The 14,510-nt window shown below is 70.0% G+C and carries 15 protein-coding genes; 14 read left to right on the top strand and 1 reads right to left on the bottom strand.

Annotation, left to right across the window (positions count from 1 at the left end; all coding sequences use genetic code 11):
- The first annotated feature begins 14 nt into the window (after positions 1–14).
- The 13 genes from QH948_RS08660 to ilvC all read left to right on the top strand — a co-directional run bounded on the left by QH948_RS08660 (position 15) and on the right by ilvC (position 12,409).
- The gene (locus tag QH948_RS08660; protein WP_281144043.1) at positions 15–941 is read left to right on the top strand and encodes a helix-turn-helix transcriptional regulator; all 927 of its coding nucleotides are present in this window, start codon (positions 15–17) and stop codon (positions 939–941) included.
- Positions 938–1,870 carry a helix-turn-helix transcriptional regulator gene (locus tag QH948_RS08655; RefSeq protein ID WP_281144042.1) on the top strand — a complete coding sequence of 311 codons (933 nt, stop codon included), beginning with the start codon at positions 938–940 and terminating at the stop codon, positions 1,868–1,870. Before QH948_RS08660 ends, QH948_RS08655 begins: the two co-directional genes overlap by 4 nt.
- A 9-nt stretch (positions 1,871–1,879) precedes the next feature.
- Positions 1,880–2,065, top strand: coding sequence for a hypothetical protein (locus QH948_RS08650; RefSeq protein WP_281144041.1), 186 nt, complete (start codon positions 1,880–1,882; stop codon positions 2,063–2,065).
- A 91-nt stretch (positions 2,066–2,156) separates the two neighbouring features.
- Positions 2,157–2,378, top strand: coding sequence for a Sec-independent protein translocase subunit TatA/TatB (locus QH948_RS08645; protein ID WP_281144040.1), 222 nt, complete (start codon positions 2,157–2,159; stop codon positions 2,376–2,378).
- A gap of 3 nt (positions 2,379–2,381) precedes the next feature.
- Positions 2,382–3,257, top strand: a complete 876-nt coding sequence (tatC, locus tag QH948_RS08640) for a twin-arginine translocase subunit TatC (RefSeq protein WP_281144039.1) — start codon at positions 2,382–2,384, stop codon at positions 3,255–3,257.
- On the top strand, positions 3,254–4,168 hold the full coding sequence (locus tag QH948_RS08635; protein ID WP_281144038.1) for a diacylglycerol/lipid kinase family protein: 915 nt from the start codon (positions 3,254–3,256) through the stop codon (positions 4,166–4,168). Before tatC ends, QH948_RS08635 begins: the two co-directional genes overlap by 4 nt.
- Before the next feature lie 143 nt (positions 4,169–4,311).
- Positions 4,312–7,050: a DEAD/DEAH box helicase gene (locus QH948_RS08630; protein WP_281146170.1), complete on the top strand. Its 2,739-nt coding sequence runs from the start codon at positions 4,312–4,314 to the stop codon at positions 7,048–7,050.
- Positions 7,051–7,069: 19 nt separating this feature from the next.
- Positions 7,070–7,831: an imidazole glycerol phosphate synthase subunit HisF gene (gene hisF / locus QH948_RS08625; RefSeq protein WP_281144037.1), complete on the top strand. Its 762-nt coding sequence runs from the start codon at positions 7,070–7,072 to the stop codon at positions 7,829–7,831.
- Positions 7,832–7,845: 14 nt separating this feature from the next.
- Positions 7,846–8,238 (top strand): HIT family protein, encoded by a 393-nt coding sequence (locus QH948_RS08620; protein WP_281144036.1) that lies wholly within the window; start codon positions 7,846–7,848, stop codon positions 8,236–8,238.
- Positions 8,239–8,354: 116 nt separating this feature from the next.
- Complete coding sequence (locus QH948_RS08615; protein WP_219083842.1) at positions 8,355–8,861, top strand: aromatic ring-opening dioxygenase LigA; 507 nt, start codon at positions 8,355–8,357, stop codon at positions 8,859–8,861.
- Between the two features lie 250 nt (positions 8,862–9,111).
- Positions 9,112–10,854 carry an acetolactate synthase large subunit gene (locus QH948_RS08610; protein WP_281144035.1) on the top strand — a complete coding sequence of 581 codons (1,743 nt, stop codon included), beginning with the start codon at positions 9,112–9,114 and terminating at the stop codon, positions 10,852–10,854.
- Positions 10,851–11,357 carry an acetolactate synthase small subunit gene (gene ilvN, locus QH948_RS08605; protein WP_219083843.1) on the top strand — a complete coding sequence of 169 codons (507 nt, stop codon included), beginning with the start codon at positions 10,851–10,853 and terminating at the stop codon, positions 11,355–11,357. Before QH948_RS08610 ends, ilvN begins: the two co-directional genes overlap by 4 nt.
- 23 nt (positions 11,358–11,380) lie before the next feature.
- Positions 11,381–12,409 (top strand): ketol-acid reductoisomerase, encoded by a 1,029-nt coding sequence (gene ilvC, locus QH948_RS08600; protein WP_281144034.1) that lies wholly within the window; start codon positions 11,381–11,383, stop codon positions 12,407–12,409.
- A 72-nt stretch (positions 12,410–12,481) separates the two neighbouring features.
- Here the strand turns inward: ilvC and QH948_RS08595 are convergent, their stop codons facing one another.
- Complete coding sequence (locus QH948_RS08595; protein WP_281144033.1) at positions 12,482–14,149, bottom strand: phosphoenolpyruvate--protein phosphotransferase; 1,668 nt, start codon at positions 14,147–14,149, stop codon at positions 12,482–12,484.
- 75 nt (positions 14,150–14,224) lie between these two features.
- Between QH948_RS08595 and QH948_RS08590 the strand changes: the two genes are divergently transcribed.
- Positions 14,225–14,509, top strand: a complete 285-nt coding sequence (locus QH948_RS08590) for a magnesium transporter (RefSeq protein WP_281144032.1) — start codon at positions 14,225–14,227, stop codon at positions 14,507–14,509.
- Position 14,510 lies beyond the last annotated feature (1 nt).

The raw sequence follows: 14,510 nt of genomic DNA, 5'->3' as shown, positions 1-14,510 counted from the left end.
CTACCCTGAGCCCCATGTCAGCTAGGAAGTCGGAGCGGCTGGTCAATCTGCTCATCGCGCTGCTCAGCACCCGCCGCTACCTCACACGCGCGGAGCTGCGCAGCATGGTCGAGGCGTACCGGGACAGCACCGATCAGGCCTTCGAGCGCCAGTTCGAGAGGGACAAGCAGGAGTTGCGCGGACTGGGCATCGAGATCGAGACCGGCTCCAACGAGGTCTTCTTCGAGGACGAGGAGCACGGTTACCGCATCAACCGGGCGACGTTCGAGCTCCCCGAGATCTCCTTCACGCCCGAGGAACTGGCAGCGCTGGCGCTCGCCGGCCAGGTGTGGCAGGACACGCTCGCTGCCGACCACACCGCACGCGCCTTCGAGGCACTGCGGGCCGGGGGAGCCGACCCCGACCCCTCGCTCGTGCCGTCGGTCCGCCCGCACCTCGACGTCCGCGAGCGAGACTTCGAGGTCGTCTACGGCGCCGCGCTCGACCGCAGGGAGGTCACGTTCGGCTACGGGGGGCGGGACCGCAGGCTGCAGCCCTGGATGCTGCTGCAGCGCCGCGGGCGCTGGTACGTCTTCGGCTACGACCTCGACAAGGAGGCGGACCGGTTCTTCAAGCTCGCCCGCTTCACGGGCCCGGCCGTGGCCGTCGGCAAGGTCGGAGCCTTCGACGTGCCCACGGACGCCCGGGAGCGCTCCGCCCGACTCACTCCCGTCGATGCGGCGGCCGCGCTGGTCGCCGTGCGCGACGGTGCGGCCGCCCCGCCGGGGGCCGAGCCGGCGGACGGCGCCGCGCCCGAGGGGTACTCCGCGTGGCGGATGCGTGGCATCGACGGGCGGGCGCTGGTGGGGGAGATCCTCGCCGCCGCTCCCGACGTGCTGGTCCTCGACCCGCCGGAGCTCAGGGATCAGGTCATCGCGGCGCTGAAGAGGGCCGCCGCATGAGGGCCCAGGCGCAGCTGTCGCGGCTGCTCAGACTGGTGCCGTACCTGGCCGCGCATCAGGGCATCGAGGTTACGGCCGTCGCCCTGGCATTCGACACGACCGAGAAGCAGATCATCAACGACCTCGAGGTGCTGCAGTTCTGCGGCCTGCCGGGAGGCTACTGGGATGACCTCTTCGACGTCGACATCGAGACCGTCCGCGACGAGGGGCACATCGAGTTCCGCAACGCCGACGTGCTCTCCCGGCCGTTGCGGCTGCGGCCCGACGAGGCTGCCAGCCTGCTGGCGGCGATGCAGCTCGTGGTCGACGTGGCCGGCACATCGGACGCGGCGAGCAGCGCGCTCGCGAAGCTACGCGCCGCCGTCGGGCATGGGGCCGAGCGGGTGAGCGTGACCGTCGCGCCGACGGACCCCGCGCAGCGCGCGGCCCTGGCCGCCGCCATCGACGCACGGCGCGTCGTCCAGGTGGAGTACCTCACGTCCGGCAGGCCGGGCACGAGCGTCGCCCTGGTCGAACCCGTCGAGCTGCGCCTGGTCGACGGCTACCCGTACCTGGAGGCGTGGAGCCGCCTGCGCGGGGCGTGGCGGAGCTTCCGGCTCGACCGGCTGGTCAGCGTCACGCTCACGGACGAGAGCTACACGCCGCGTGAGGATCCCCGGCCCGCGTGGTTCGACGGCGCCCGCGAGTTGACGCTCACCGTCACTCCGGCCGCCGCCTGGATCGCGGAGTACTACCCCACGACGCGCGTGGAGGCACTCGAGGGTGGGCTTCTCAGCATCACCTTCCCTGTCGCCTCGCCCGCCTGGGCCTCGGCGCTGCTGTTGCGGCTGGGCGATGACGTGGTCGACGTGTCTGACCCCGACGCCAGGGCCGCCGCTGCGGACCGGGCGCGTCTTGCGCTCGACGCCTACCGCACGGTGCTGGGGTAGGGTGACGCCGTGGTGTGGATCGTGATCGTCGCTCTGCTGGCAGTGGCCGGGGCCGTCGTGCTCGTCGGGTACGCGCTGGGGCTCCGGCACCGCGCCGAGGGCCTGAAGGCGGAGATCGACGTCACCTCGGGCCGGGTCCGCGAGATCGCGGGGCTGCTCGGCTCCGTCGAGATCGCCTCTCTGCGCCGCGACTAGACTTGGCCCGCCACCGAACGCGACGGTATCGGCCGTCGGACGAGAAGGGACGCCCGCACATGCGCGCAACGACGAAGACAGGGGAACGCTGATGCCCGGCGGTTGGGAATGGATCATCATCCTGGTGGTGGCGCTGCTGCTGTTCGGCGGCTCGCGGCTGGCGGGCCTCGGCAAGGGGGTCGGTCGCTCGATCCGGGAGTTCAAGGAAGAGGTCAAGTCCTCCGACGCGGAGCAGAAGCCCGAGGTCGTCGACGCGGAGATCGTGCAGCCGGAGATCGACGACAGGGACGAGCAGCGCAAGGATCAGAACTGATCCATGGCTGGGACGCAGGCGACGACCTCTGAGGAGGCGGGCGGGTCCCGTCGACTCGGGTGGCTGCGCCCGCCGGACGGCGGCCCCGAGGGGAGAATGTCGCTCTACGACCACCTCCGCGAGCTCCGCTACCGCGTGACGATCTCGATCGGCGGGATCGTGATCGGCTCTCTGCTCTGCATCTTTTTCTACGAGGCGCTCATCGACTTCTTCCTCGCGCCCTGGAACAAGGCCCGCGCGGTGCTCGAGGCGAACGGAGCGACCACCGAGATCGTGAACACCGGCGTCACGCAGCCGTTCACGCTCGCCGTCCTCGTCTGCGTCCTCGGCGGCGTGGCCATCTCCTCGCCCATCTGGCTGTGGCAGATCTGGGCCTTCGTCGCCCCCGGTCTGGTTGCCAAGGAGAAGAAGTACGCCCTTGCCTTCGTAGGGGTGTCGCTTCCGCTGTTTTTCGCGGGGGCCGCTCTCGGCTACTACATCTGGCCAACCGGCATCCAGGTCCTGCTCGGCTTCACTCCCGAGAACCAGGGCATCACGAACTTGCTCGACATGGCGAACTTCCTCGCCATGGAGATCAAGGTCATGCTCGTGTTCGGCGCGGCCTTCCTGCTTCCCGTCGTGGTCGTCGGGCTGAACCTCGCCGGTGTCGTGCGCGGCTACATGCTCAAGAAGGCGCGCAAGATGGTGGTTTTCGGCTCTGTCGTTCTGGCCGCCGTCGCCACGCCGACGACCGACCCGTTCTCGATGCTGGCGCTGGCGGTGCCCGTCACGGTCATGTTCCTGATCGCCGAGGCCATCTGTCGCGTTTGGGACAGGAAGCGCGGCATCACCGAGGAGACCGCCACGGAGTTCTCGGTCGACCTTGAGGACGGCAGGTGAGCGGAACCGTCGCCAGGCGACGGCTGATCACGGTCGTCTGCAACAGGCAGTCCGGTGGTGGCCGCGCCGGGCGCGTGCTGCCGAAGGTCGTCGCCCGGCTGCACGAGGGCATCACCGACGCCGAACTGCACGTCGTGGCCTCCAGCACCTACGAGGAGGCCCGCGACCTGACACGGGCCGCCGCGCTGACCGCGCAGCCCGGCGACGTCGTCGCCGTGATGGGCGGCGACGGCATGGCCCACCTCGGGTTGAACGCCTGTGCCCGCACCGACGCGACGCTGGCCGTCATCCCCGCGGGCACCGGCAACGACTTCGCCCGCGGCGCCGGGATCCCCGGCTCGATCCGGGAGGCGGTCGAGGCGCTGGTTCGAGGCCGCACGCGCGTGATCGACCTCTCCCACCTGACCAACGCCGAGGGGGAACGCTACATCGGGGCGGTGGTCTCCAGCGGCTACGACGCCCGCGTCAACCGGGCCACCAACGACATCCGGCTGCGGCTCGGCGCGCTGAGCTACGGCTACATCGCGCTGCGTGAGCTCGCTGCCTTCTCGCCCCTGTCCTACCGCGTCACCATCGACGGCGAACCCCGCGAGTTCGAGGCGATGCTGGTGGCGGTGGCGAACCTCGGACTGTTCGGCGGGGGGATGCGGGTCGCGCCCGACTTCGACGCGGAGGACGGCCTGCTCGACGTCACGATCATTCATGCGGCGTCTCGGGCCAAGCTGCTGCGCCTGCTCCCCACCATGTACTCCGGGAAGTTCGTCACCGACCCCGTCGTCGAGAGGCTCCGCGCACGTCGGGTCGAGGTCGACGGCGACGGCCTGTTCGTCATGGGAGACGGCGAGGAGATGGGCAGCGTGCCCGCGACCGTCGAGATCGCGCCCGGGGCGCTGCGCGTCATCGTCGCCTGATCCGCCCCCGCCCCACCTCGTCACTCGCCTCAGGGTGAACCCGCCGGCGGGTAGCTTGCCTGGCAAGCTGCTTGTCGGCGGGTCTCGCGCGACATCACGATCGTTGCGTGACGGGGCACTGCTACGTTGAAGGTGTGACTGAGCTGCCTGAAGGGGTGCGTGAGTTCGCTGCGCTGTACCCCTACCACCTGGACGACTACCAGCTGGCGGCCTGCCGGGAACTCGACGAGGGCAGGGGCGTGCTCGTTGCGGCGCCCACCGGGGCCGGAAAGACCGTGGTGGGCGAGTTCGCGGTCCACTTGGCGGTGCAGGACTCGCGCAAGTGCTTCTACACCACGCCCATCAAGGCACTGTCGAACCAGAAGTACCACGACCTCGTCGAGCGCTACGGCCCCGACCGCGTCGGCCTCCTGACGGGCGACAGTTCGGTCAACTCTGAGGCCCAGATCGTCGTCATGACCACAGAGGTCCTGCGCAACATGATCTACGCGCAGTCGCCGACCCTGAACAATCTGGGCTTCGTCGTGATGGACGAGGTGCACTACCTCGCCGACCGCTTCCGCGGCCCGGTGTGGGAGGAGGTCATCCTCGGCCTCGCGGAGTCCGTGGCGATCGTCGCGCTGTCTGCGACCGTGAGCAACGTCGAGGACTTCGGCGAGTGGCTGCGCACGGTCAGGGGCGACTTCGCCGTCGTCGTCTCGGAGCGTCGCCCCGTACCGCTGTTCCAGCACGTGCTCGTCGGTCGGCGGCTCGTCGACCTGTTCGACGGCGTGGCCCCCACCGCGAGCGAGCTGCCCGCGGAGCGCGCGGCCCGCGTGAACCGGGAGCTGCTGAAGGTCTCGCGGGAGGAGTCCGGCCGGGTGCGCGACGACTCGCGCCGCGCCCGGGGGCGCTCCGGCAGGGGAAGGCCGGGGCAGCGGTCCAGCTACGGGGACCAGCCAGCTCAACGGTTCGCCGCTCGCCAGCCCGGCCGCGGCGAGGTCGCCATCGTGCTCGAGCGGGCGCGCCTGCTCCCCGCGATCTACTTCATCTTCTCCCGCGTCGGCTGCGACGCCGCGGTGCGCCAGGTGGCCGACTCCGGGACGGTCCTGACGAACCGGGCGGAGGCGGCGCTGCTGGGCGACATCGCCGACCGGCACGTCGCCGGGCTCGGCGAGGCGGACCTCCGCGCCCTGGACTACGAGCGGTTCCGCGACGCCCTGATGGCGGGCGTCGCAGCCCACCACGCCGGGCAGCTGCCCGCCTTCAAGGCCATCATCGAGGAGGGCTTCGCCACAGGGGCCCTCAAGCTCGTGTTCGCCACCGAGACCCTCGCGCTGGGCATCAACATGCCGGCACGCACCGTCGTGCTGGAGAAGCTCGTGAAGTTCAACGGCGAGGCCCATGTCGACATCACGCCGGGGGAGTACACGCAGCTGACCGGCCGGGCCGGCCGCCGGGGCATCGACGTCGAGGGCCACGCCGTCGTCCTGTGGCGCTCCGGCATGGACCCCCGCGCCGTCGCCGGCCTGGCCTCACGGCGCACCTACCCGCTGCGCTCCAGCTTCGCGCCCAGCTACAACATGGCCGTCAACCTCATGGCCACGCTCGGTCGGGACAGGGCGCGCGAGCTCCTCAACCAGTCCTTCGCGCAGTTCCAGACGGACAAGTCCGTCGTGCAGGCATCCCGCGCGGGACGCGGCCTCAGGGTGGATCTGGCCGGTGAGTACGCGGCGGTCGAGTGTCACCTCGGCGATTTCATGGAGTACGCCCGCCTCCGTGACGAGATCTCCCGGCTGGAGGCAGCCGCGTCGAAGGACCGGCGCCGGGAGCAGGCCGAACAGGTCTCCGACTCGATGACGAAGCTGCTCCCCGGCGACATCGTGCACCTGGACCGGCAGGGCTGGTCCGTCGTCCTGCGCGTCGGCCAGAAGGCGCAGCGGGGTGCCGAGCCGTGGGTCCAGACCATCTCGGCCGACCACACGGTTCTCAAGCTGCAGCCGCACGACCTGCGCGGCCCGCTGACGCCCGTCGGCCGCGTGCGCGTGCCCCGCGACTTCTCAGTGCGGGATCGGAAGTCGCGCCGGTCCCTGCTCCAGTCCATGTCGGAGCGGATCGAGGAGAAGGACCCGCAGGTCCCGGACGTCGCGTCCCCGTCGGACGAGTCCGTCGCGCGCAGGATCGCCGAGTTCCGTCGCGAGCTGAAGCGCCACCCGTGCCACGAGTGCCCGGACCGCGAGACGCACGCGGTGCACGCGGCCCGGATCATCCGGCTCGAGCGGGAGGCCGAGCGCGTCGAGCGTGAGACCACCGGGCGCGCCAACTCGCTGGCCGTGCAGTTCGACCGCGTGTGCGCCGTGCTCGACGAGCTCGGCTACCTCGACGGCGACGACCTCACCGACGCCGGCCGCATGCTCCGGCGCATCTACAACGAGCTCGACCTCGTCGCCGCGGAGTGCGTCCGCCGCGACGTCTTCGCCGGGCTGGACGCGCCCGAACTCGCGGCGGTTCTGTCCACCCTGCTCTACGAGTCGCGGCCCAGCCGCGACTCCGTCCCGCCGAGGATGCCGAACCGCGCCAGCGAGCAGGCCCAGTCCGCACTACGGGCGACCTGGCGTGAGGTGGGCCAGGTCGAACGGAGGCACCGCCGCGACCGCGGCCGCGAGCCTGACATCGGCTTCGCGGAGGCCGCGTGGCGCTGGGCCAGCGGGCAGGAGCTGGCCAAGGTGCTCGCCACCACCGACTTGTCCGCCGGCGACTTCGTCCGCTGGGTGCGGCAGGTCATCGATCTGGCCGGCCAGCTCGCCAGCGCCGCCGGTCCGGGCGACCTGCGGCGCACGGCCCACGCGGTGCAGGACGCCATGCGCCGCGGCGTCGTCGCGGTGGAGCTGGAGGAGGACTGAGGGGCGCTAGCCTGAGCATGTGAGTGTTGCGCTGCGTATCATCCCCTGCCTCGACGTCCACGACGGCCGCGTCGTCAAGGGGGTCAACTTCACGAACCTGCGCGATGCCGGCGACCCCGTCGAGCTGGCCGCCCGCTACTCGGCCGAGGGGGCCGACGAGCTGACGTTCCTCGACATCTCTGCGTCCTCGGACGGCAGGGCCACCACGCGCGAGATGGTCGCCCGCTGCGCCGAGACCGTCTTCATCCCGCTGACGGTCGGCGGAGGTGTCCGGTCCGTGGCCGATGTCGACCTGTTGCTGCGCTCCGGCGCGGACAAGGTGGGCATCAACACCGGCGCGCTGGCGCGACCCTCGGCCATCGACGAGATCGCGCACGCCTTCGGCGACCAGGTGCTCGTCCTCTCGGTCGACGCGCGCCGCGAACCGGGCATGCCGTCAGGCTTCGGGGTCACGACTCACGGCGGGCGCCGCTCGGCCGGAGTCGACGCGCTGGCGTGGGTTCGGGAGGCCTGTGACCGCGGCGTGGGGGAGATCCTGCTGAACTCCATGGATGCCGACGGCACCACCGGCGGGTTCGACATCGAGATGATCACCGCCGTGCGTGCCATCGCCGACGTGCCGCTGATCGCGTCAGGGGGTGCCGGCACCGTCGAGCACTTCGTGGCGGCGGCCGCCGCCGGCGCCGACGCGGTGCTCGCAGCCAGCGTCTTCCACTACGGCACACTCACGATCGACCAGGTCAAGGCCGGGCTGCGCGACGCCGGTTTCACCGTCCGCTGACAGAAGGAGAACCCATGGACTGCCTGTTCTGCGCCATCATCGCCGGAGACATCGGCTCGAAGCGCGTCTACGAGGACGAGGCATGCATCGCCTTCCTCGACATCAACCCCTGGCAGGTCGGGCACACGCTCGTCATCCCCAGGCGGCACGTCCCCGACGTGCTGGCCGATGATGAGGCGCTCGTCGAAATGGGCCCGTCCGTGGCGCGCGTCGGCCGTCTGTTGAAGGACAGGCTGGGTGCCGATGCAGTCAACATCGTGTCCAACGCCGGCGCCGCCTCCGGGCAGGAGGTGTTCCACGCCCACGTGCACGTCCTGCCTCGCTGGGCGGACAACCCCGGCGTGGCGAACATGAAGACCGAGGTGGCAGAACCTCTCGACGAGGTCTGGGGTCGCATCGTCGGGTGACGTATTTCGAGGCTCACCGAAATTAGTGCCGCGTTCTGGTTCCCAGGGGCCCGAGACCGTCTACATTGTCTCCTACAAGAGGTAGGACAGCCTCACCGAAGAAAGGGACCCTCACCATGAAGGCCACCAAGACCGTCGGCATCATCTCGATCGTCGCCGGCATCGTTCTGCTTATCGCCGGCGCCCTGACGTACGGCATGGTCAGCTCCCAGCTGGCCGCAGAGAAGATCACCGTCCCCGCCGACGCCACATTCATGGGCGGCGCCTTCGCCGGCAAGCCGGTCTCCGGGCCGCTGTCGGCGTACGCGCAGGCTGACATCATCAACCACCACGCCATGGCTGCCTCCGAAGGCAAGACCTACTCGGAGCTCGGGGCCCTGGCCACCGCGGCCAAGGAAGCCGGTGACACCGAGCTGGCGGACCAGTACACCGCCACCCGTACCACGGTCATGAATGCCTCCTTCCTCCGTGCGTCGCTGTTCACCTCCGTGGTCGCCTTCGGCGTCGCGGCGCTCGTCATGGGCCTCGGCATCCTGTTCGGCCTCATCGGCTGGGCCCTGACCCGCGTCGGTGCCCCCGTTGCGGCCGTCGTCGAGCGTGACGTGGTCGTCGACCGTTCGTGACTCCTCGCATCTGAGACGGCGCCCGGGTTCCCCCGCCCGGGCGCCGTCTTACATTTCGGATGAGGCCTCGCAAGTGCTTGACACCCGGTTCCTGCCAAGGGAAGGTGGACCCATGTTCACCGGACGACTCGTAGTCATCAGGTAGCGCTTCGCGAAGCACATCACGAAGCGCACCCTCGTCTGCCTTGAAGGCAACGAGGGTTTTTTCTTGACAAGCACAATGGGTCGCAGCCAGGAGAAGGGAGAGGCAATGGCGCAGGACAGTGGTCAACTCTTGACGGGGGCCCAGGCACTCGTCGCATCGCTCGAGAAGATGGGCGTCGACGTAGCATTCGGGATCCCGGGGGGCGCGATCCTGCCGGCCTACGACCCGCTCTTCGACTCCAGCATCCGGCACATCCTCGTGCGGCACGAGCAGGGCGCCGGGCACGCGGCCGAGGGGTACGCGATGAGCTCCGGGCGGGTCGGCGTCTGCATAGCGACCTCCGGTCCCGGTGCGACCAATCTCGTCACCCCGCTGGCGAACGCCTACATGGACTCGACCCCGCTCGTGGCGATCACCGGCCAGGTGAACAGCACCTCCATCGGCACGGACGCCTTCCAGGAGGCCGACATCCGCGGCATCACGATGCCGATCACCAAGCACAGCTTCCTGATCAAGGAGACCGCGGACATCCCGCTGGCCGTCAAGGAGGCGTTCCACATCGCCGCCACAGGACGGCCCGGACCGGTGCTCGTCGACATCGCCAAGGACGCTCTGGTGGCCAAGGCGCCCTTCGTCTGGCCCACCGAACTCGACCTGCCCGGCTACAAGCCGACCTTCAGACCCCATACGCGCCAGATCCGCGCCGCTGCGCGGATGATCGCTCAAGCCGAGCGCCCCGTGCTGTACGTCGGAGGCGGAGTCGCCTCCTCGCGCTCACAGGACGAGCTGGCCGAGTTCGTCGAGAAGACGCGCATCCCCGTCGTCACCACGCTGATGGCGCGCGGCGTCTTCCCCGACAGCCACGAGCTGAACCTGGGGATGCCGGGCATGCACGGCACGGTCGCCGCAGTGGGTGCTCTCCAGAAGGCGGACCTGATCATCGCCCTGGCGACGCGCTTCGACGACCGGGTCACCGGCAGGCTCGACAGCTTCGCGCCGCTGGCCAAGATCATCCACGCTGACGTCGACCCGGCCGAGATCGGCAAGAACGTCGCCGTCGACATCCCCATCGTGGGCGACATCAAGGAGACGCTGCGGCAGCTCATCGTCGCAATCGAGGCCTACGACGCCCCCGACTGCGACGCGTGGCGCCGCCTGCTGACCGGGATGAAGGATCGCTACCAGCCGCGTTGGGAGGAGATCCCGGACGGCAGGCTCTCCCCGCAGGAGGTCATCCAGCGGATTGGGCAGCTCAGCCCCGCCGACACCATCTACGCGGCGGGTGTCGGCCAGCACCAGATGTGGGCAGCTCACTTCCTGCCCCACGAGAGGCCGGGTCGCTGGCTCAACTCCGGCGGCGCGGGGACCATGGGGTTCTGCGTCCCGGCCGCGATGGGTGCGAAGGTGGCCAACCCTGACTCCACGGTGTGGGGGATCGACGGTGACGGCTGCTTCCAGATGACGAACCAGGAGCTCGTCACCTGCGCGCTCAACAACATCCCGATCAAGATCGCCGTGATCAACAACAATGCGCTCGGCATGGTCCGGCAGTGGCAGTCCCTCTTCTATGAGGGCCGCTATTCGAACACCGACCTGATGACCGAGAACCTCCCCAACTTCCCGATGCTGGCCGAGGCGATGGGCTGTGTCGGCCTCCGCGCCACCAACGAGGAGGAGATGGACGAAGCGATCGCCCGAGCGCTCGAGATCGACGACCGTCCGGTCGTCATCGAGTTCGTCGTCCACAAGGACGCGATGGTGTGGCCGATGGTGGCCGCCGGCGTCAGCAACGACGAGATCCGCGTGGCCAGGGACATGGCCCCGCAGTGGGAGGAGGAGGACCTGTGACGGCTACCCATACCCTGTCCATCCTGGTCGCGGACCATCCTGGAGTCCTGACCCGCATCGCAGCGCTGTTCTCGCGTCGCGGGTTCAACATCCAGTCGCTGGCCGTCGGACCGACCGAGCGGGAGGGGGTCTCCCGCATGACTGTGGTCGCCCAGGTGGCCGACGACGCGGCCCTCGAGCAGATCGTCAAGCAGCTGAACAAGCTGATCGAGGTCCGCAAGGTGCTTGAGCTCGGCACCCAGGCCGTGCACCGCGAGATGGTGCTCGTCAAGGTCCATGCAGACGTGCACACCCGGTCCCAGGTGATCGACGTCGTGAGCCTGTTCCGCGGCAAGGCCGTGGATGTGTCCTCGGAGACCATCACCATCGAGGCGACGGGCAGCGACGACAAGCTGGCGGCGTTGCTGGAGATGCTCCGCCCCCACGGGATCATCGAACTCGTCCAGTCCGGCCAGGTCGCACTGGGCCGCGGCACCAAGACCCTCACCGAAAAAGCCAAGTAACCCAACCAAGGAAGACCACACCCATGGCAGAAATGTTCTACGACAACGACGCAGACCTCTCGATCATCCAGGGCCGCTCCGTCGCCGTCATCGGCTACGGGTCGCAGGGTCACGCGCACGCTCTGAGCCTGCGCGACTCGGGCGTCGACGTCCGCGTCGGCCTGCGCCCTGGCTCGAAGTCGGTCGCGAAGGCCGAGGCCGAGGGCCTGCGCGTCCTGCCGGTCGCCGAAGCCGTCGAAGAGGCCGACCTCATCATGATCCTCGCCCCCGACCAGGTGCAGCGGACCCTCTACAAGGAGGAGATCGAGCCCCACCTCGCCCCCGGCGACGCCCTGTTCTTCGCGCACGGCTTCAACATCCGCTTCGGCTACATCACCCCGCCCGAGGGCGTCGACGTCTGCATGGTCGCACCCAAGGGTCCCGGCCACCTCGTCCGCCGAGAGTACGAGAACGGCCGCGGAGTCCCCGCGATCGTCGCCGTCGAGGTCGATGCCACCGGCAACGCCTGGCCGTTGGTGCTGTCCTACGCCAAGGCCATCGGCGCCCTGCGCGCCGGAGGTATCAAGTCCACCTTCACCGAGGAGACCGAGACCGACCTGTTCGGCGAGCAGGCCGTGCTCTGCGGCGGCGTCTCCGCACTGATCCAGTCGGGCTTCGAGACCCTGACCGAGGCCGGCTACCAGCCGGAGGTCGCCTACTTCGAGTGCCTCCACGAGCTCAAGCTCATCGTCGACCTGATGTACGAGGGCGGCATCGCCAAGCAGCGCTGGTCGATCTCCGACACCGCAGAGTTCGGCGACTACGTCTCCGGCCCGCGCGTCATCGACGCCCAGGTCAAGGCCCACATGAAGGACGTCCTCACCGACATCCAGACCGGCGCCTTCGCGACGCGCTTCATCGAGGACCAGGACGCCGGCGCGCCCGAGTTCAAGCGGCTGCGCGCCGAGGGCGAGGCCCACCCGATCGAGGCCACCGGCCGCGAGCTCCGCAAGCTGATGAGCTGGGTCGAGACCAGGGACGCCGACTACACCGAGGGCTCCGTCGGTCGCTGACCGAAGCAACCCGACGACGGCCGGGCCGGTCCCTGAGGGGTCGGCCCGGCCGTCTCGTGCGCGGGGAGGGGATCAGCGCAGCAGTCCCTCGGCCACCTCACGGGCCTCCACGTCGGTGCGGGCCTCGACGACGCGGGCGGCGGCGCTGCGGCACTGCTCGAGCGTGACCTTGCCGAGGCGCACCCCGACCGCGGGGATCGCCGAGTAGGCCATGGACAGGGACGTGATCCCCATGCCGGTCAGGACGCAGGCGAGCAGGGGGTCGGCCGCGGCTTCGCCGCAGACCCCGACAGGCTTCCCTGCCCTCATGCCTGCGGCCGAGGTGCGGGCGATCAGCCGGAGCACGGCTGGCTGCCAGGCGGTGGTGAGCGCCGCCAGGTCCCCTGAGGTGCGGTCGGCGGCCATGGTGTACTGCGTCAGGTCGTTGGTGCCGATCGAGAAGAAGTCGACCACCTGGAGGAACTCCTCGGCCATGAGCGCGACGGCCGGCACCTCGACCATGATCCCGGGTACCAGGCCACGTTCCCTGCACTGCGACGCGAACTCCGCGGCCTCGTCGACGGTGGAGACCATGGGCGCCATCACGTGCGGATCCACTGCGCCGGAGTCCCGCGCGGCCCGCGCGATCGCGTCGAGCTGGCCCACCATCAGGTCCGGGTTGCTCCGCCCGAGCCGGATGCCCCGCACGCCGAGGGCGGGGTTGTCCTCCTGCGCGTGGTGCACGAAGGGCACGGGCTTGTCGGACCCGGCGTCGAGCGTGCGCACGACGACCCTGCCGTCGGCGAAGGCGGCGAAGACCTCGGCATACAGGCCGGCCTGCTCCTCGACGGTCGGCTGGTTCTGTGCGGTGAGGAAGCAGAGCTCAGTGCGGAACAGCCCGACCCCCTCCGCTGCGGACTCGGCGGCCGCGGTGCGGGCGCCAGCACCGTCCTGCACGTTGGCCAGCAGGCGGATCGCTGCCCCGTCGCGCGTGGTCGCCGGGCCGCGCCAGGCGCGGATCTCGGCTCTCAGCGCGTTGTCGCGTGCGACCAGCTCCGCCGACGCGTCAGGGTCGGGGGAGCGGGTGACGACGCCGTGGGCACCGTCGACGAGTACCTGCTCATGCTCGCCGATGTCAGCCAGTGAACCGGCGGCGACGATGCAGGGGATCCCGAGTTGGCGGGCGATGATCGCCGTGTGGCTGGTGGGGCCCCCGCGTCGGGTGACGATCGCCAGAACCACGGACGGGTCGAGCCCCGCGGTGTCCGCGGGTGCGAGGTCGTCGGCCAGCAGCACGACGGGGTGCGTCGGCCGGGGGACGCCCGGCTCGGGGAGCCCCATCAGCTCTGCGACGATGCGGGCCCGGATGTCGGCGAGGTCGGTCGTCCGTTCGGCCATCCGTCCGCCGAGCTGTGCGAGCTGCTCGATGAAGCCGCCGATGGCGACGGTGGTCGCCGTCTCGGCGGTGGCTCCCTGTCTGATGCTCCTCGTGGCCGACCGGACCCAGCCGCGGTCCCTCGCCAGCGCGGCCGAGGCCTCCATCACCTCCGAAGCGGCCCCGTCCGCGGCCTCCGCGCGGGCGGCGAACCTCGCGGCGACGACCTCGACGGCCGCCTGGAACCGGGTCTCCTCCGCACCTCTGCCGTCCTCGGGGACGATGCCCCCGGCCGGGGGAGCGACGGGGGCGGGGCGCGTCCACGCCACCGGCCCGTAGGCGAACCCTTCGACGACGCCTGTTCCCTGCACCGTGTTGGCGACCATCTGACCTCCTGAGAGCGCTCTTGTCCATCGTCGCGACTGGGACCACGCTAGTCAACGCATGGCTCGGGCGTCGCCTTGGGACCGCTCAGTGCACTTCTCGGCGGAACCGGGGGGGGCTCGGTACGCGCGCAGGCCGTCGGCGAGGTGCGCTTCGGCGACATCTGGCGCGTCGTGTGGCGCGAGCTGCGCGTCGGACTGCTGCTGGGCTGCATGCTTGCACTGCTGGGGCTGGTCGTCGGGTCGCTGTTCGTCGGCTGGGAGGTAGCTAGCGTCGTCGCGGCCAGCCTCGTGCTGATCTGCGCGTGGGCCGCCACCATCGGGGGAGCGATGCCGCTGATCGCCAAGCGAGTCGGCATCTGAG

This window comes from Tessaracoccus lacteus, from assembly GCF_029917005.1.
GTDB lineage: Bacteria > Actinomycetota > Actinomycetes > Propionibacteriales > Propionibacteriaceae > Arachnia > Arachnia lactea.
Note: the sequence above shows the minus strand (reverse complement) of the source record. Positions and strands in the feature narration are given on the sequence as shown.